Raw genomic sequence first — 17813 nt, forward strand, 5'->3', positions numbered from 1 at the left:
ACAAACTTGGCAAGGCCCCGCCGCCTTGGTATGGGGCGCTGCACAGATGCGGCCCAGAGGGGGCTTAGCACACTAATTCTAAAGGAGCGTGTCATGTTCAAAGGATCTATTCCTGCCCTGGTCACGCCGTTCAAGAACGGCGAGCTGGATCTGGAGACCTTGAAGAAACTTGTCGACTGGCACGTTGACCAAGGCAGCCACGGTCTGGTTCCCGTTGGAACCACTGGCGAAAGCCCGACCCTGAGCCACGAAGAGCACGAGACCGTCATCGAAGAGGTTGTCAAAGCAGCCGCAGGCCGCATCCCCGTGATCGCAGGCGCCGGCAGCAACAACACCCGCGAAGGCATCCGTCTGGTGCAGCACGCCGAATCGGTTGGCGCGAACGCTGTTCTGGTTGTCACCCCCTACTATAACAAGCCCACTCAGGCCGGTCTGATCGCGCATTACACCGCCCTGCACGAGGCCTGTGCCCTGCCGATCGTGATCTACAACATCCCCGGCCGCTCGGTCATCGACATGACCCCCGCGACTATGGGTGAACTGGCCAAGCTGCCCCGCATCATCGGCGTCAAAGACGCAACCGGCGACATCAGCCGCGTCAGCAAGCAGCGCATGAGCTGTGGCGCAGACTTCTGCCAGCTGTCCGGCGAAGACGCGACTGCTCTGGGCTTCAACGCTCATGGCGGTGTTGGCTGCATCTCGGTCACCGCGAACGTCGCGCCCAAGCTGTGCGCCGAGTTCCAAGAGGCCACTCTGGCCGGTGATTTCGCCAAGGCGCTGGAATATCAGGACAAACTGATGCCCCTGCACGAGGCGATCTTTATCGAGCCCGGCGTTGCCGGTGCGAAATACGCGATGTCCAAGCTGGGTGTCTGCAGCGACGAAGTCCGCCTGCCCCTGCTGCCCCTGACCGATGCCACCCGCGCGAAAATCGACGCGGCCATGGCACACGCCGGTCTGATCTAACGCTTCTGCGGCTTCGCCTCGCGCCATTGGCCCGGGGCGAGCCCGTCTAGCGCCCAATCCCCAATTCTAGCTCTGATCAGCCGCAGTGTGGGATGCCCCACTGCGGCTGTCATGCGTCTGACCTGACGGTTTTTGCCTTCGCTGATGGTCAGGGCGATCCACGTGTCGGGAATGGACTTGCGGACACGAATCGGCGGGGTGCGTTCCCACAGACCCTCGGGCTCATCCATGCGTTCGCACTGGGCAGGGCGGGTCAGGCCGTCCTTTAGCTGAACGCCAGCACGCAGGGCGGCGATGGCAGCGTCATCTGGCGTGCCCTCGACCTGAACCCAGTAGGTTTTCGCCATCTTGTTCTTGGGGTCACTGATCCGCGCTTGCAGCTTGCCATTGTCGGTCAGCAGCAGCAGCCCTTCGCTGTCGCGATCCAAACGGCCCGCGGGATAGACCCCCGGCACCTTGATGAAATCGGACAAAGTCGCCCGCGGCCCGTCCGCGTTTCCGCGGTCCGTGAACTGGGTCAGAACGTCGTAGGGTTTGTTGAACAGGATCAGTCGGGTCATGCCAATCGCCTACAGCGGACGGAACACCCATGCAACGCTTCTTGGATTTCGCGCGTTAGCCCCCATATGGGCAGTCTGCGGACGGTGGACAGCCCCCGAATACCCCTGTAATCAATCGCGACCATGGCCAAAAAACCTGCAAAATCCGACCCGAACTACAAAATCATCGCCGAAAACCGGCGTGCCCGCTTCGATTATGCGATCGAAAGCGATCTGGAGTGTGGCGTTCTGCTGCTTGGGTCCGAGGTGAAATCCCTGCGTCAGGGCGGCTCTAACATCGCCGAGAGCTATGCCAGCGTCGAGGATGGGGAACTGTGGCTGATCAACAGCTACATCGCCCCCTACGAGCAGGCCAAGACCTGGGGCCACGAAGAGCGCCGCAAGCGCAAGCTGCTGGTCTCTCGCAAGGAAATGTCCGACCTGTGGAACCTGACCCAGCGCAAAGGCATGACGCTGGTCCCGCTGGTGATGTATTTCAACCATCGTGGCATCGCCAAGATCAAGATCGGCATCGCCAAGGGTAAAAAGAACGTGGACAAACGCGCCACCGAGGCCAAGCGCGATTGGGACCGTCAGAAGAGCCGCCTGCTGAAACAGGGCCTCTGACACATTCGCTCTCGCGAAACTGAGGAAAAACGGGGGCTTTTCGGTCCCCGTTGCACCCTTCCGTGCTTGCAGCAACCCCCTCTACCGCGTTACAGAACTGCGTATTTTACACGATCGCTGTCATCTGAGGGAGGGTGAGGTATGGACAACCCCAAAGTGCTCGTCTCGACCGAGTGGCTGGAGGCGCATCTGCGCGATCCCGACCTGCGTGTCATCGACGCTTCTTGGTATCTGCCCGATGCGGGCCGCGACCCCAAAGCCGAATACGACGCCCGTCACATCCCGAACGCGCGCTTCTTTGACATCGACGAAATCAGCGATCACCGCTCGGATCTGCCGCATATGGCTCCGCCCGTGGAAAAGTTCATGTCGCGTCTGCGGGCGATGGGCGTGGGCGATGGCCATCAGGTGGTTGTCTATGACGGCGCTGGCCTGTTCTCGGCGGCGCGCGTGTGGTGGCTGTTCCGCCTGATGGGCAAGATGGACGTGGCCGTTCTGGACGGCGGTCTGCCGAAATGGATTGCCGAGGGCCGCGAAACCGAAGACCTGCCGCCGATCTTGCGCGACCGCCACATGACCGTGACGCGCCAGAACCAGATGTACAAAGACGTGACCGAAGTGTCGTCGGCGTCGAAGCTTGGGGACTGGGTCATCGTTGATGCCCGCGCCCCCGAACGTTTCCGCGGCGAAGCGGCAGAGCCCCGTCCGGGCCTGCGCTCTGGCCACATCCCCAATGCCCGCAACGTCTTTTTCAAGGACGTGCAGAACGCCGACGGCACCATGAAGTCGCCCGAGGCGTTGAAAACCGTGTTCGAACAGGCAGGCGTGGACCTCTCCAAGCCTGTCATCACCAGCTGCGGTTCGGGTGTGACCGCAGCCGTCCTTAACCTCGCTCTCGAGCATATGGGCAAGACCGACCATGCCCTGTACGACGGCTCGTGGGCGGAATGGGGCGCATTTCCCACCCTTCCAATTGCCACCGGAGAGGCATGATGTTTTCCAACCTGAAACCCCAACCCGCAGATAAAATTCTGGCGCTGATGGCAGCGTATCGCGAGGACCCTCGCGACCAGAAGATCGACCTTGGCGTCGGCGTCTACAAAAACGCCGAGGGCGTCACCCCCGTGATGCGCGCAATCAAGACCGCCGAGAAACAGCTGTGGGAGGTTGAGACAACCAAATCCTATACCGGTCTGGCCGGTGATCCCGCGTTCGCTGACGCGATGATCAAGCTGGTTCTGGACGGCGTTGTGGCCCGTGACCGTATCGCGGCTGTTGCCACCCCCGGCGGCACCGGCGCGGTCCGTCAGGCGTTCGAGTGCATCCGCATGGCGAACCCCGAAGCCCGCGTGTTCGTCTCCAACCCCACTTGGCCGAACCACCTGAGCATCCTGAAGTTCCTGAGCATGCCCACCGTCGAGTACCGCTATTTCGACAGCGAAACCGGTGGCGTTGATTTCGACGGCCTGATGGAAGACCTGAACCAGCTGAAGGCTGGCGACGTTGTTCTGCTGCACGGCTGCTGCCACAACCCGACCGGCGCGAACCTGACTCTGGACCAGTTCCAAGCTGTCGTGGACAAGATGAACGAAGTCGGCGCTGTTCCGATGATCGACATCGCGTATCAAGGCTTTGGTGACGGTCTAGACGAAGACGCCGCCGCAACCCGTCTGGTCGCGAAAAGCTGCCCCGAGGTTCTGATCGCCGCAAGCTGCTCGAAGAACTTCGGCATCTACCGCGAGCGTACCGGCCTGCTGATGGCGATTTCGGAAAACGCATCGCTGACCCCCGTGACCCAAGGCAACCTGGCGTTCCTGAACCGTCAGAACTTCAGCTTCCCGCCGGATCACGGTGCGCGTCTGGTCACCATGATCCTGACCGACGACGCTCTGCGCGCCGAATGGCAGACCGAACTGGAAGAAGTACGCCTGTCGATGCTGGGTCTGCGCGAGCAGCTGGCCTCTGAACTGCGTCGCCTGTCGAACTCTGACCGTTTCGATTTCGTGGCCCGTCACCGCGGCATGTTCTCGCGTCTGGGCCTGTCGCCCGAGCTGGTCGAGAAAGTCCGCGCCGAGCACGGCATCTACATGGTTGGCGACTCGCGTATCAACATCGCGGGCCTGAACGCGCAGACCGTTCCGGTTCTGGCCGACGCCATCATCAAGGTCGGCGCATAATTTAGAGGGTCCCCCTTGTAAGGTCATCGCATTCCATTATGTGAATGCGTGACCCATGCAGGAGGCCCCCATGCGCAAACCCGTCGCAAATTCACCAAAGGCCGGCTGCCGTTATGGCGCCGGCCTTTGGCTTTGCTAGGGTTCGGGCAGGGAGCACTGGAATCCCCTCTGATCAACAGGACACGACTGATGAAAACCGAAACCGTAGGCACTGGCACCCTTGAAACCTGGACTGTGGACGAAGTGCAGGCCGCCTTTGACGCGAACGAGATCGTGCTGATCGACGTGCGCACCCCTCAGGAATACATGTTCGAACATGTGGACGGCGCGCTGCTGTTCCCCATGTCGTTCTTCAAGGCGCACAAGCTGCCCTCGCAGGACGGCAAGCGGATCGTGTTCCATTGTGGCTCGGGGATGCGCAGCGAACGTGTGGCGCGGGCTGCACTGGCCGCGGGCATTCACACCGTCGCCCACATGGAGGGCGGCTTTGGCGCGTGGAAGGCCGCGGGCAAGCCCTATATGGGCACCGACATGGCCACCGGCGCGCCCCAGTACAAAGAGTAACCGCACAAACGAAATCGGGCGCCACTGGGGCGCCCGATCTGTTTTCCGATGTGTCGAAGCGGATTAGAGCTTCGAGAATTCGGGGTAGGCTTCCATGCCGAGCTCGGCTTTGTCCAGACCGTTGATCTCGTCTTCTTCGCTGACGCGCAGGCCCATGACCAGGTTCAGGATGAACCAGACGATGCCCGAGACAACTACGGTGAACACGCCGACGACCAGGATACCGTACAGCTGGGTTGCGATGCTTGCGTCACCATTGGTGAAGACAACCGCGATGGTGCCCCAGATGCCGCAAACCAGGTGAACCGGGATCGCGCCAACAACGTCGTCGAACTTCAGCTTGTCCAGCAGCGGAACAACGAAGACTACCAGAGCGCCGCCAACTGCACCGATCAGGGTCGCTGCGCCGATGGTGGGGGTCAGGGGTTCTGCGGTGATCGATACCAGACCAGCCAGTGCGCCGTTCAGGATCATGGTCAGGTCGGGCTTCTTGTACAGAGCCTGGGTCAGGATCATTGCGACAACCGAACCGCCAGCAGCTGCTGCGTTGGTGTTCACGAAGATGCGGCTTACGTCTGCAACGTCACCAACAGTGCCCATGGCCAGCTGCGACGCGCCGTTGAAGCCGAACCAACCCAGCCACAGGATGAACGTACCCAGGGTCGCCAGGGTCAGGTTCGAACCGGGCATCGGGACAACGCGGCCGTCTTTGGTGTATTTGCCGATACGGGGGCCAAGGATAAGGCAACCGGTCAGAGCGGCCCAGCCACCTACAGAGTGAACAACGGTCGAACCTGCGAAGTCCAGGAAGCCTGCTTCGTCAAGGAAACCGCCGCCCCATTTCCACGATGCCTGCAGCGGGTAGATGAAGGCGGTCAGGATCAGGGTGAAGATCAGGAAGGGCCACAGCTTGATACGCTCGGCCAGAGTGCCCGAAACGATCGAAGCGGTGGTTGCGCAGAACATCAGCTGGAAGAAGAAGTCCGAGCCGGTCGAAGCATAGCTGTAGTCGTCAGCTGCATCGGCGGTCACGCCAACGGCTTCCAGAACGGCGGGGCTCCAGACGCCCGACAGCACGCCTTCGACGGCCCAGGTGCCCAGCGGGTACATCAGGTTGTAACCGATCAGGTAGTAGAAGATCGCGGCCATCGAGAACAGAACCACGTTCTTGGTCAGCTGCATGGTCACGTTTTTCGAACGGACGAGGCCTGCTTCGAGCATTGCAAAGCCCGCGGCCATCCAGAACACCAAGAAGCCACCGATCAGGAACAGCAGCGAGTTGAAGATGAAGACGGTGTCGGTGCTGGCATTCACGCCGGCAACGGGGCCTTCCTGCGCCAGACCGAGGCTGGGCAGCGCGAGCAGCGCGGCGGCCAACGGAAGAGATTTGGAGAGTTTCATTTCAGTATTGGTCCCTAGTTACGCGCTAAATTACAGGGCGTCTTCGTTGGTTTCGCCGGTACGGACACGCAGTGCCGCTTGCAGGTCGAGAACGAAGATTTTGCCGTCGCCGATTTTGTCGGTCTTGGCGGTTTTCTGGATGGTGTCGACAACCTGATCTGCCATCGAGGCGGTGCAAGCGATCTCAAGCTTGATCTTCGGCACGAAGTTCACGGCGTATTCCGCGCCGCGGTAGATCTCGGTGTGACCCGACTGCGAGCCGAAACCTTTGATCTCGGTTACCATCATGCCGCGAACGCCGATGGAGGTTAGGGCTTCGCGAACCTCCTCAAGCTTGAACGGTTTGATTGTTGCAATGATGTATTTCACCTTGGTCCCCTTTAATTGGCAGAGTGTGCTGCGGGTTGCAGAGGCAGAAAACGCGGGAATCCGCCGGTTCAACAAGCCAAGGGTAGGGAATCCGCGACCAGAAATACGGCAATGTGCATTAAATTTGGGCATTTTTAGAATATTGCACACAAATCGGGCACTTTAAGAACGATCAAACCTGCTTGATGGCCTCTACAACGCACTCGTTTGGGGATAAGTTGCAGCACAAAGTAAGCAACGAGCAGACTCCATGGTAAATCGTACTCCCGGTGGCGGCAGGCTGGTCGCAGACAGACGTAGCCGACCGGAACCGCCTAAAAAGCAGCCCGCACCACAAAAACCGAAGACGCCCAAGGCCAAGAAGCCGCGCCGTCCGGCCAAGCGTGGACTGATCTCGGGGCTGCTGTTCGGGTTCTTTGGCCTGATCTGGCGCATCATCTGGGGATTCGGCTGGCGCATCGGCATGATCGGCGCGCTGATCATCGGGGCGGGAGTGCTCTATATCTATTCGACGCTGCCGCCCGTGGCGGATCTGGTGGACGGCCGAGCGCGGGGTTCTGTGACCCTGCTGGACCGGAACGGATCAGTCTTTGCGTGGCGCGGCGACCAGTTCGGCGGGATGGTGACGGCGGAAAACGTGTCCCCCTACCTGAAGAACGCCATCGTCGCGACCGAAGACCGCCGATTCTACATGCACCCCGGTGTGGACCCGATCGGTGTGGCCAGCGCGGTAAAGATCAACCTCAGCGAAGGGCGCGGCCCTCTGTCGGGGAACGGTGGCTCGACGATCACCCAGCAGACCGCGAAACTGCTGTGCCTTGGCGTGCCCTATGATCCCAACAGCGGCATGACCGAAACCCAGTACGAAGAGGACTGCCGCCAGACCACCTTGTGGCGCAAGATCAAGGAAGCCATCTACGCGATGGCGATGGAGGTTAAGTACTCCAAGAACGAAATCCTGACGATCTATATGAACCGCGCCTTCCTCGGGGCAGGGACCCGTGGGTTTGAGGCCGCCTCTCAGCGCTATTTCGGGAAATCGGCCGCGACCGTGACCCCCGCAGAATCGGCCATGCTGGCGGGCCTGCTCAAGGCACCGACCCGTTATGCGCCGACCAACAACCTTGAACGGGCGCAGCAGCGCGCGAACATCATCGTCGGCCTGATGGAGGAGCAGGGCTACCTGACCCCGTCGCAGGCCAGCACAGCCGTCAGCAGCCCCGCCCAACTGTCCGAAGCCGCCGAGGCCAAGGCTGGCGGTTACTTTGCGGACTGGGTGATGTCGGATGGTCCAGAATTCTTTACCCGCGAAACGACCGAGGACGTGATCATCAAGACCACGCTTGACCAGCGTATCCAGCTGGCGGCCGAAGACGCGATGAAGACGATCTTTGAGACCAAGGTCAGCGAAACGTCCAAAGCGCAGGCCGCGATCATCGTCATGAGTGCGGACGGTGCCGTGCGCGCGATGGTCGGTGGCCGAAAGACCAAGGTCAGCGGCGTGTTCAACCGCGCCACCTCGGCCAAGCGTCAGACCGGTTCGGCGTTCAAACCCTTTGTCTACGCAACCGCGCTGGAGCTGGGGCATCACTGGAACTCGACCGTGGTGGACGAACCCTACACGATCGACATCCCGGGGTCCGGCCCGTGGAGCCCCGAGAACTATGACCACAAGCATTATGGCCGCGTGACGCTGGAATATGCGCTGGCCCATTCGCTGAACGTCCCCGCCGTTAAGGTATCCGAGGCTGTGGGCCGAGAAAACGTGCGCAAAGTCGCGTCGGATTTCGGCATCAACAGCAACCTCGCCGAAGGGCCCGCGCTGGCGCTGGGTGCCTCCGAGGCCACGCTGATCGAGGTGACCGGGGCCTATGCGGGCATCCTGAACGGCGGATCGTCCGTGAAACCTTATGGCCTGACCGAACTGCGCCTGTTGGGCGATGACGCGCCCCTGATGGGCACCGAGGGCGGCATCGGCGAACGTGTGATCAGCGAAGCTGCGGCGCAGGAACTCATTTATATGATGTCCAAGGTCGTCAGCGAAGGCACCGGCACCCGCGCGCGCTTAAAGGACCGCGAGGCGGCTGGCAAAACCGGCACCACTTCGGCGGCACGGGATGCGTGGTTCGTGGGCTTTACGGCGGATTATGTGGCTGGCGTCTGGATGGGGTACGACGACAACACCCCGCTCAAGGGCGTGACTGGTGGTGGCTTGCCCGCTGAAATCTGGCACGAAACCATGGTTCGCGTGCACGAAGGCGTCCCCGCCAAACCGCTGCCCATGCTGCGCCCCGCGCCCGAACCGGTCGCACAGCGCCAGCCGGATCTGCCGAGCCGGGGCAACGTGCCCCAACAGCAGACCAATCCGGTGGACGGCGTTCTACGGGATGTTCTGAATTCGCTGTTCGGCGCGGGGAATTAACCCGCGTCGGCCTCGGTGGCAGCCTCGGTCTTGGTATCCGGGGCATCGCCATCGGCCGCATCACTGGCAGGAACGATCACGGTGACGGGGGCTTCCTCTGTCACCGTTTCTGTTTCAGCAGGAGCGTCGGGGGTGGTTTCGCTGGCCTCTTGCACCTTGGCATCGGCGGGCAAGGATTCGGCCACGGGGTTCGGCGCATCCGAATCGGGGCAGGCATCGTATTTGAACGCGTACCCGTCCCAAACCATGATAATGCCGCCGTCTGCCGCGTGCACCAGCATGGCACGGGCCGACCAGTCGCCACGCTGCCCCGTACACTGCATGGTGTACAGAACAGCCTTCATTTCATTGACGTTCACCGGTTCCGTCATCTCGCAGGTCGAATCGACCCCGTGGAACGTGCTGCCCGAGATTTGCAACGCACCGCCATCGACCCCGACCAGAGAACAGTCGGAGTCAGCGGCCTGTTTGTAAATTCCTTCGAACTCTGCGGCAGCAGCGGTCGAGGCCAAACACGCGGCCACGACCAGAGGAACCGGCAACCGCATTAGCCCGCCTTTTGCAGGTCTGCGATCAGGCTGTCGATCTTGCCGCCGCGCTTGTCCAGCATGGCACCGATTTCTTCGCGCTCGGTCAGAAGCAGGTTCACGCCTTCGATGAACATGTTGAAGAACAGGTCCTTGCCAGATTTGTCCGACACCAGGAAGGTCACGTCGAACGGTGCCGAACCGGGCAGGTAGGCCAGAGTTTTCACTTCGAAGAAGCTTTTCACCGCTTTCGCGCTCTGAACCTCGAGGCGGCCACCGATGAATTCGCGGAACCGCTTGCCGTACTTGCGCGCGATGTAGCCGGTGAAGGCCGTGGTAAAGGACTTCATCTGTGCCGCGCTCGCGTCACGGGCCGCCACACCCAACGCATAGCGGGCAATGGTCGGAACGTCCGAGTAACGGATAAAGATGGTTTCGAAATCCTTGATCATACCGGCCTCGGATTTACCCGAGTCGATCACCTTGTTGATTTCGGCGACCACGGTGTTGATCAGTTTGGTTGCACCGGCCTCGGTCAAGGCCAGTGCGGGCAATGCGGGCAGAAACGCCAGTGCCGAAGCGCCGGCCAGCATGGCCCGACGCGAGAGGGGATTATTCAGCATATGGGTCCTCGTAAGGATCAAAGAGTGTGGAGCTATCGTCCGAACCACCGGACGACTGCCCCAGTTCGAATCTTCTGTTCTGTAGATAGAGCAAACGCGTCTGCGAGTAACTGTCAGCGCTTTCATAAAGAGTTGAACTGATCGTCTCGTCATAGCGGTAGCGATCGTCCAGCTTTTCTGCCACCGACAGGCCGCGGCGCGCTGCGGTATAGGTCAGCGGGGTCAGGACGGACACAGGGTTGATCACTGCATCCACGGCCTTGCCGGTCAGATCGCGGGTGGTCGACGGGCCCATCAGCGGCACCTCAAGATAGGCACCTTCTTTGGCGCCCCAGACATGCAGGGTTTCGCCGAAATCGGTGTCCATCTGGGTCAGGCCCATTTTCGAGGCAGGGTCCAGCAGACCGCCCAAACCGTAGGTCGAGTTGATCACGAAACGGAAGCTGTTGTTCAGCACCAACTCGCCATCGCCCTGCAGGATGCCGTTCAGCACCATCGAGGGCAACGTCAGGTTGTCCGCAACGTTTGACACCCCGATCCGCACGGGGTTCGGAACCGCCTTGCCATAGGCCATCGAAACAGGACGCACGACCGCAGTATCCAGCCCCTTGGACATGTTGTGGATCTTGCGGTTGGTCTTCTCGTAAGGGTCGTTCACCATTTCGCCGGGTTTCGGAGAGGTGCACGCCCCAGTGATCCCTAACGCAATCACTGCGCATAGAGTGGCGGCACGTTTCGAGACGGTTGCGGTAGGCTTGCGAGTCTGCACGGGTCTTCCTGTCGATAAAGGTCGCGCCATGAACTACGGATTAATTCTAAAATGCCCAGTGCGACCTTGGCGTTTGTTCTTCAATTGTGCTTTAACGATTACGGTTTCTAGTGCCGTATGGCACACTTTGTCACTTTTCTAACTAGCGGTTTTCATACCATGGCACAGCCAAGACCCGCATCCGGTCGCGATGAATTGATCAGGACGCGACGAGAATTCCGCCCACTGTTCTGGGCAGTGGGTATTTTTAGCTTTTTCGCAAACATTCTTATGCTGACCGGTCCAATGTACATGCTTCTGGTGTACGATCGGGTTCTCGGCAGCCGGTCCGAGGCAACTTTGCTTGCCCTGACCCTGCTGGTTGTCTTTCTTTTCGTGATGATGGGCGTGCTGGACGTCGTGCGCGGGCGTATTATGGCCCGCATCGGCGCCAAGTTCCAAAACCGTCTCGAACGCCGCGTCTATGACGCCAGCCTGCGCCGCGCCGCGTTGGACCCCAATGCCAGCAATGCCCAAACCGGTCTGCGCGATCTGGAGTCAGTGCAGCGGATGCTGGCCTCGCCAGGTTTGATGGCCATTTTCGACCTACCGTGGACGCCGTTCTTTCTGGCCAGCATCATGGTTTTCCACTTTTCGCTTGGGGTTTTGGCGCTGGGGGGCGGAGCGATCCTTGTGGTTCTGGCCCTGACCAACCAGCAAATGGCCCGCCGTCCCCTGCTGAAAAGCATGGAGACCAGCCAGCGCGCCGAACTGATGGGCGACCAGCTGCGCAACGAGGCCGAGATGCTGCAAGCCCTTGGCATGCGCGGCTCCAGCTTCAACCGCTGGATCAAAACCCGGAGCGAGGCGCTGGAGCAATCCGTTGCGGCCAACGACATCTCTGGCACCTTCTCTTCGGCGACCAAGACATTCCGTCTGCTGCTTCAGTCCGCGATGCTGGGTCTGGGGGCCTATCTGGTGCTGCTGGGGCACATGACCGGCGGTTCGATGATCGCGGGTTCGATCCTGATGGGCCGCGCCTTGGCCCCGATCGAGATGGCAATTGGCCAGTGGCCCGTCGTGCAGCGCGGCCTGAAAGGTTGGACCAACTTGGCAGAGCTTCTGTCCACCGTCCCGCCCGAGGCACCGCGCACCCCGCTGCCGCGCCCCAAGGCTGTGCTGTCCGTGAACCAGCTGACCATCATCCCGCCGGGCGAAAAGCAAGCCGCGCTGCGCATGGTCAGCTTTGACCTGCTGCCCGGTCAGGCGGTTGGTGTTGTGGGCCCCTCGGGGGCAGGGAAATCGACGCTGGCCCGTGCCCTGACCGGCATCTGGCGCCCCGCAGGCGGCAAGGTGCGTCTGGATGGCGCGTCGCTGGACCAGTACGATCCCGATGTTTTGGGTCAACTGATCGGCTATTTGCCCCAGCGCGTGACCCTGTTTGACGGCACCATCACCGAAAACATCGCGCGCCTGTCCGAAACGCCCGACCCCGAGCAGGTGGTTCTGGCCGCGAAACGCGCTGCCGCCCACGACATGATCCTGAAGTTGCCCGATGGCTATGACACCCGCGTCAGCCAGCTGGGGGGCCGCCTGTCCGGTGGTCAGATCCAGCGCATCGGTCTGGCCCGCGCCCTGTACGGTGATCCGGTCATTCTGGTGCTGGACGAGCCGAACTCGAACCTCGACAACGAAGGGTCCGAGGCCGTGAACGCCGCCATCCGCCGCATGAAGGCTGAGGGCAAAGCGGCCCTGATCATGGCCCACCGTCCCGCAGCGATTCAGGAATGCGACCTGATCCTGATGCTAGAGGGTGGCGGTCGCCGTGAATTCGGCCCCAAAGACGAAGTTCTGCGTAAAATTCTGCAAAACCATAGGGATGTCGCTGCGGCCCGCCCCGGAGGTGTGTCATGAGCAATTCCTTTTCCGCCCGTATCCCCGTGACCGTGGGGGCCATCGCGCTGGCTATTCTGGTGGGTGGTTTCGGCGGTTGGGCCACGATGGCCGAGCTGTCTGGCGCCGTCGTCGCCAGTGGCCGGATCGAGGTCGACCAGAACCGTCAGATCGTGCAGCACCCCGATGGGGGTGTGGTCTCTGAAATCGCCGTGGACGAAGGTGATCTGGTCCAGCAAGGCGACTTGCTGATCCGTCTGGACCCCACGATGCTGCAGTCCGAACTGTCGATCATCGAAGGCCAGCTGTTCGAGGTGATGGCCCGCCGTGGCCGCCTCGAGGCCGAGCAGAGCCAAGCCGAAGAGATCGAATTCGACGCGCTTCTGCTAGAGCAGGGCGCGATGCAGCCCGATGTGCAGGAACTGATCGATGGCCAGCAAAACCTGTTCGTCGCGCGCAAAGTGTCCGTCGCGAACGAGGTCGAGGCGCTGAAAAAACGCCGCCTGCAAACCGAAGAGCAACTGGTTGGCATCTCGGCCCAGATCAAAGCGATCGACGATCAGGTGGAACTGCTGAACTCGGAACTCTCTAGTCAGAAGCGCCTGCTGGATCAGGGCCTGGCCCAAGCCGCGCGGGTGATGTCCCTGCAACGGGAATCGGCCAGCTTGATGGGTGATCGCGGCGAGTTGGTCGCCGCCCAAGCCCAGTCCGAGGGTCGAATCACCGAGATCGACATCGAAATCCTGAAACTCGACAGCCGCCAGCGCGAAGAGGCCATCAGCCAGCTGCGCGACATCGGCGCGAACGAGTTGCGTCTCAAGGAACAGCGCCGCTCGATTCTGGAACAGTTGTCGCGTCTGGACATCCGTGCGCCGGTTTCAGGTGTGGTTTACGGCCTGACCATCTTTGCCGAGCGCGCGGTGATCCGTCCGGCGGATCCGCTGCTCTATCTGATCCCGCAGGATCGCCCGCTGGTGATCACGGCGCAGGTGCCGACCATCCACATCGACAAACTGTTGCTGGGGCAGGACGTGACGCTGCGCTTTGCCGCACTTGATCAGCGGACCACCCCCGAATTGTTCGGCAAAGTTGTGAAAATCTCGGCCGACGCGTTCGAGGACCAGCAGACCCGCGCCAGCTACTATCGTACTGAAATCGTTCTGAAAGATGGCGAGTTGGAACGTCTGCCCGCGGGTACAACCCTGATCCCCGGCATGCCGGTCGAGGCGTTTATCCGCACGGCAGATCGCACTCCGCTTGCCTATTTGACCAAACCTTTGACGGACTATTTCGCAAAAGCGTTCAGAGAAGGATAATCGGGACTTTACCCCATGGTGCGATCCCCGCTAGCGTCCGCCCGAAAGACATAGAAGGATCGCACCATGTCCGGAAAAATCGACAGCCGCCTGAGCGAACTCGGGATCACCCTGCCTGATGCACCCGCGCCGGCGGCCAACTATGTGCCGTTCGTTCAGGTGGGCGATCTGGTCCATATCTCGGGTCAGATCAGCAGCGATGAAAATGGCCTGATCACCGGTAAACTGGGCGCAGACCTGGACACCGCAGCCGGTGCAGCCGCCGCGCGTCGCTGTGCTCTCAGCCTGCTGGCTCAGGCCAAAGCAGCCTGTGGCGGCGATCTGGACCGCGTTGTGCGTCTGGTCAAACTGGTGGGCTTCGTGAACTCGACCGCCGATTTCACCGAGCAGCCCAAGGTCGTCAACGGCGCGTCGGACCTGATGGTCGAAGTGCTGGGTGAGGCCGGTCGTCATGCCCGTTCCGCCGTCTCCGCCGCCAGCCTTCCTTTGGGCGTTGCCGTCGAAATCGAAGCGATTTTCCAGATCCAATGATCCTTCTTCACCCGCTCTATCTGGAGCGGCCCATCGCTCATCGTGCGCTGCACGGCATGGGACGCCCGGAAAATAGCATCGAGGCGATCGAGGTCGCTTGCGACGCCAACTACGGCATCGAGATCGACCTTCAGCTCAGCTCTGATGGCGTCGCGATGGTGTTTCACGACTACGATCTCCGGCGCTTGTCGGCGGGGATCGGGGCGGTACGCCAGCACACCGCCGTCGAACTGCACCGCACCCGCCTCAAGGGCGCGTCTAGCGGCATTCCCACCCTGACCGAGGTTCTGGATCGTGTGGACGGCCGCGTGCCCCTGCTGATCGAGCTAAAGGACCAGGATGGTGGCCTTGGCCCCAACATCGGTGCCCTCGAAGAAGCGACCGCCAAGGCGCTAGAGGGCTATACCGGCCTGACCGCGCTGATGTCGTTCAACCCGCATTCGGTCATCCGTATGCGCGAGCTGTGCCCCAACATTCCGCGTGGCCTGACCACCTGTGCCTTTACCAAAGAGGATTGGCCGCTGGTCCGCGAGGAACGCTTGGCCGAACTGCGCCCGATCGCGGATATCGAGGCTGCGGATGCCAGCTTTATCAGCCATGATCGCAAGGACTTGGACAACCCGCGCGTGGCGGAACTGAAGGCTCAGGGCCTCAACATCCTGACCTGGACGATCCACAATGCCACCGAAGAAGCCGAAGCACGCCGCGTCGCGGAAAATGTGACCTTCGAACATTATCTCCCCGCTTGATCCGTCGGGTGGGCGACCCACCTAATGGCCTGCGGGGGTGACTGAATGAGCGAAACGATCGAAATCCGGATGCTGGAATCCCTCGGCCAGATTTCCGAGGCCGAGTGGGATGCCTGCGCCTGTCCTGAAACCGTGGATGGCGGACGGCCCTATGATCCGTTTACCACGTGGCGGTTCCTGCACGCGCTAGAGGCCAGCGGATCGGTGGGCCCGCGCACCGGCTGGGACCCGCGCTATCTGGCGGCCTATCTGGGGGATCTGCTGATCGGGGTCGCGCCGCTCTACGCCAAGGGGCACAGTCAGGGCGAGTATATCTTTGACCACAACTGGGCCCATGCCTACGAACGGGCGGGGGGCCGCTATTACCCCAAGCTGCAAATCGCGGTGCCGTTCACGCCTGCGACGGGCCGCCGGTTCCTGTGCAAACCCGATTTTCAGGACACCGCGCAGTCGGCCCTGATGCAAGGTGCCATCCAGATCGCCGAGCAAAACGGCCTGTCCGGTGTCCACGCGACCTTCTGCACCGAGGACGAGATTGAGACAGGCGCAGCCCTTGGCTTGATGCCCCGCAAGAGCCAGCAGTATCATTGGCAGAACGATGGCTATGCCAGCTTTGATGCCTTTCTGGCCGACCTGTCCTCGCGCAAACGCAAGAATATCCGCAAGGAACGCGAGCGGGCGCAGGCCTTTGGCGGCGACATTCAGGTGCTGACCGGCGATGCCATCCGCCCCGAGCATTGGGACAGCTTCTGGCGCTTCTACCAAGACACCGGATCACGCAAATGGGGCAGTCCCTATTTGACCCGCGCGTTTTTCAACATCGCGCAAGACACGCTGCGTAATGACATGGTGCTGGTTCTGGCCACACGGGATGGGCGCGATGTGGCGGGGGCGCTGAACTTTGTTGGCCGCGACACGATCTATGGCCGCTACTGGGGCTGCACTGAGGATCATCCCTGCCTGCATTTCGAGCTGTGCTATTATCAGGCGATCGACTGGGCCATCCGTCACGGGCTGGATCGGGTCGAGGCGGGCGCTCAGGGCGATCACAAGCTGGCACGGGGCTACATGCCGACGGTCACGCATTCCTTGCACTGGCTGACCGATCCGGGTCTGGCGCGGGCCGTTCAGCAATTCCTGATCGCCGAAGCCGCCGCCGTGGACGAAGAAATCGATGTGCTGACGGACTATGGCCCGTTCCGCAAAATCGACATGGAGGAACAGCAATGACCGATCTACTGACCGCCGAGGAACTGGACACCGCCATGGCTGAACTGGCGCCCTTGGGCTGGACTGTTGCGGAGGACGGCAAAGCGCTGTCCCGCCAGTTCAAATTCGCGGACTTCCCGACGGCTTTGGGATGGATGGTCCGGATGGGCGTTCACGCGGAAAAGCTGAACCACCATCCCGACTGGACCAACGTCTACAACCGTGTCGACGTGCGCCTGAGCACCCATGACGCGGGTGGGCTGACGGCGCTGGACGTGAAACTGGCGCGGAAGATGTCGGCCTAATCCACGCTCTCGGCAAAGCGCGTTAGCGCATGGGCAAAGGCTGCGGGCTCTTCCAGATGTGGGCTATGGCCGCTGTCCGAAAATCCCAGCGCGCGGGCCTGCGGGGCGCGGTCCAGCATCCAGCGGCGCACTTCGCGCGGGTAGATTCGGCTGTGCATCCCGTAGCAGATCAACCAAGGCAGGCGCAGCTGCGGGATAGTAGCCCGCTCATCGGTCTTCATCATCGAGCCCCACATCGCCTGCATCATGCCGGGGTTCTGCGCGTTGATCAGGGCGCGGGCGGCCTGCTGGGACATGGATTGGTCAGGCGATTCCTCGCTGAACATTCCGCGGGCGATGGCGGCGGCGCGGGTGTCCCAGTCGGACGCATGGGCCGGATCAGCCGCATCCCGACGGGTTTGCCGCAAGAGGCCAAAGGTCCAATCAGGGCTGTTCGCGATCTTGGGCGACATATCCACGGTCACCAGACCGGAAATCCGGTCCTGACCATAGCGCGACAGGTATCGCCACGCGATCAGCGCCCCCATGGACCAGCCCACCAGAATGGCACCGTTCAGCTTCTGCGCCTCGATCAGATCACGCAGGGCCTCGGCACTGCGGGGGATATTCGCGGTGATATGACGGCTTTTGCCATGACCGGGCAGGTCGGGCACAACGCAGCGAAACCGCTGCCCCAGACGATCGGCCTGATCATCAAAGACCGAGCCATCCATGGTCCACCCATGAAGCAGAATGACTGGCCGGCCCGCGCCGGTATCTCTGAAGAATGGAGTAAACACGAAGGTATCGGCCCGAATGGTCTGCATAAACTTTTGGACGAACCTATCAACCTCAGACAGATAGGCCA

19 protein-coding genes are annotated in these 17813 nt (G+C 61.4%); 12 read left to right on the plus strand and 7 right to left on the minus strand.

All coding sequences use genetic code 11. The features are described 5' to 3' along the window. Window positions 1-93 precede the first annotated feature (93 nt). Complete coding sequence (gene dapA / locus HJ536_RS03090; protein WP_176852487.1) at window positions 94-966, plus strand: 4-hydroxy-tetrahydrodipicolinate synthase; 873 nt, start codon at window positions 94-96, stop codon at window positions 964-966. Here the strand turns inward: dapA and HJ536_RS03095 are convergent. Further along, the gene (locus HJ536_RS03095) at window positions 963-1526 is read right to left on the minus strand and encodes an rRNA large subunit pseudouridine synthase E (protein ID WP_176852486.1); all 564 of its coding nucleotides are present in this window, start codon (window positions 1524-1526) and stop codon (window positions 963-965) included. The genes dapA and HJ536_RS03095 overlap by 4 nt on opposite strands. A 123-nt stretch (window positions 1527-1649) precedes the next feature. Between HJ536_RS03095 and smpB the strand changes: the two genes are divergently transcribed. The 4 genes from smpB (at window position 1650) to HJ536_RS03115 (ending at window position 4873) form a co-directional block, all read left to right on the plus strand. Beyond that, window positions 1650-2132: an SsrA-binding protein SmpB gene (gene smpB, locus HJ536_RS03100; RefSeq protein ID WP_176852485.1), complete on the plus strand. Its 483-nt coding sequence runs from the start codon at window positions 1650-1652 to the stop codon at window positions 2130-2132. Between the two features lie 141 nt (window positions 2133-2273). After that, a complete protein-coding gene (gene sseA / locus HJ536_RS03105; protein WP_177156614.1) occupies window positions 2274-3125 on the plus strand; it encodes a 3-mercaptopyruvate sulfurtransferase in 852 nt (283 codons plus the stop codon). Then, on the plus strand, window positions 3125-4309 hold the full coding sequence (locus tag HJ536_RS03110) for an amino acid aminotransferase (protein WP_177156615.1): 1185 nt from the start codon (window positions 3125-3127) through the stop codon (window positions 4307-4309). Before sseA ends, HJ536_RS03110 begins: the two co-directional genes overlap by 1 nt. 189 nt (window positions 4310-4498) lie before the next feature. Beyond that, a complete protein-coding gene (locus tag HJ536_RS03115; RefSeq protein ID WP_176852483.1) occupies window positions 4499-4873 on the plus strand; it encodes a rhodanese-like domain-containing protein in 375 nt (124 codons plus the stop codon). A 63-nt stretch (window positions 4874-4936) separates the two neighbouring features. On the opposite strand, the gene HJ536_RS03120 is transcribed toward HJ536_RS03115, so the two are convergent. After that, on the minus strand, window positions 4937-6274 hold the full coding sequence (locus tag HJ536_RS03120) for an ammonium transporter (RefSeq protein ID WP_177156616.1): 1338 nt from the start codon (window positions 6272-6274) through the stop codon (window positions 4937-4939). A gap of 30 nt (window positions 6275-6304) precedes the next feature. After that, window positions 6305-6643 carry a P-II family nitrogen regulator gene (locus HJ536_RS03125; protein WP_176852481.1) on the minus strand — a complete coding sequence of 113 codons (339 nt, stop codon included), beginning with the start codon at window positions 6641-6643 and terminating at the stop codon, window positions 6305-6307. A 250-nt stretch (window positions 6644-6893) separates the two neighbouring features. Between HJ536_RS03125 and HJ536_RS03130 the strand changes: the two genes are divergently transcribed. Next, complete coding sequence (locus HJ536_RS03130) at window positions 6894-9065, plus strand: transglycosylase domain-containing protein (RefSeq protein WP_177156617.1); 2172 nt, start codon at window positions 6894-6896, stop codon at window positions 9063-9065. On the opposite strand, the gene HJ536_RS03135 is transcribed toward HJ536_RS03130, so the two are convergent. Genes HJ536_RS03135 through HJ536_RS03145 form a run of 3 tightly spaced genes read right to left on the minus strand, consistent with a single transcriptional unit; the run spans window position 9062 to window position 10984 of the window. Further along, window positions 9062-9613, minus strand: coding sequence for a hypothetical protein (locus HJ536_RS03135; protein ID WP_177156618.1), 552 nt, complete (start codon window positions 9611-9613; stop codon window positions 9062-9064). The two genes, HJ536_RS03130 and HJ536_RS03135, sit on opposite strands and share 4 nt — an antisense overlap. Continuing rightward, entirely contained in the window at window positions 9613-10215 is a 603-nt protein-coding gene (locus HJ536_RS03140; RefSeq protein ID WP_177156619.1) for an MlaC/ttg2D family ABC transporter substrate-binding protein, read from the minus strand. Before HJ536_RS03140 ends, HJ536_RS03135 begins: the two co-directional genes overlap by 1 nt. Beyond that, window positions 10205-10984, minus strand: a complete 780-nt coding sequence (locus HJ536_RS03145; RefSeq protein ID WP_338082402.1) for an MlaA family lipoprotein — start codon at window positions 10982-10984, stop codon at window positions 10205-10207. Before HJ536_RS03145 ends, HJ536_RS03140 begins: the two co-directional genes overlap by 11 nt. 159 nt (window positions 10985-11143) lie before the next feature. On the opposite strand from HJ536_RS03145, the gene HJ536_RS03150 reads away from it, so the two are divergent. The 6 genes from HJ536_RS03150 (at window position 11144) to HJ536_RS03175 (ending at window position 16966) form a co-directional block, all read left to right on the plus strand. Continuing rightward, window positions 11144-12877, plus strand: coding sequence for a type I secretion system permease/ATPase (locus HJ536_RS03150; protein WP_176852476.1), 1734 nt, complete (start codon window positions 11144-11146; stop codon window positions 12875-12877). Continuing rightward, a complete protein-coding gene (locus HJ536_RS03155) occupies window positions 12874-14172 on the plus strand; it encodes an HlyD family type I secretion periplasmic adaptor subunit (protein ID WP_177156621.1) in 1299 nt (432 codons plus the stop codon). Before HJ536_RS03150 ends, HJ536_RS03155 begins: the two co-directional genes overlap by 4 nt. A gap of 66 nt (window positions 14173-14238) precedes the next feature. Continuing rightward, window positions 14239-14703: a RidA family protein gene (locus tag HJ536_RS03160; RefSeq protein ID WP_177156622.1), complete on the plus strand. Its 465-nt coding sequence runs from the start codon at window positions 14239-14241 to the stop codon at window positions 14701-14703. Further along, the gene (locus HJ536_RS03165) at window positions 14700-15452 is read left to right on the plus strand and encodes a glycerophosphodiester phosphodiesterase family protein (protein WP_176852473.1); all 753 of its coding nucleotides are present in this window, start codon (window positions 14700-14702) and stop codon (window positions 15450-15452) included. Before HJ536_RS03160 ends, HJ536_RS03165 begins: the two co-directional genes overlap by 4 nt. Before the next feature lie 45 nt (window positions 15453-15497). Then, window positions 15498-16682 (plus strand): GNAT family N-acetyltransferase, encoded by a 1185-nt coding sequence (locus tag HJ536_RS03170; protein ID WP_177156623.1) that lies wholly within the window; start codon window positions 15498-15500, stop codon window positions 16680-16682. Next, on the plus strand, window positions 16679-16966 hold the full coding sequence (locus HJ536_RS03175) for a 4a-hydroxytetrahydrobiopterin dehydratase (RefSeq protein WP_177156624.1): 288 nt from the start codon (window positions 16679-16681) through the stop codon (window positions 16964-16966). Before HJ536_RS03170 ends, HJ536_RS03175 begins: the two co-directional genes overlap by 4 nt. Here the strand turns inward: HJ536_RS03175 and HJ536_RS03180 are convergent. Further along, complete coding sequence (locus tag HJ536_RS03180) at window positions 16963-17772, minus strand: alpha/beta fold hydrolase (RefSeq protein ID WP_177156625.1); 810 nt, start codon at window positions 17770-17772, stop codon at window positions 16963-16965. The genes HJ536_RS03175 and HJ536_RS03180 overlap by 4 nt on opposite strands. Between the last annotated feature and the right edge of the window lie 41 nt (window positions 17773-17813).

The organism is Donghicola mangrovi (assembly GCF_013377535.1).
In the GTDB taxonomy this organism is placed as follows: domain Bacteria; phylum Pseudomonadota; class Alphaproteobacteria; order Rhodobacterales; family Rhodobacteraceae; genus Donghicola; species Donghicola mangrovi.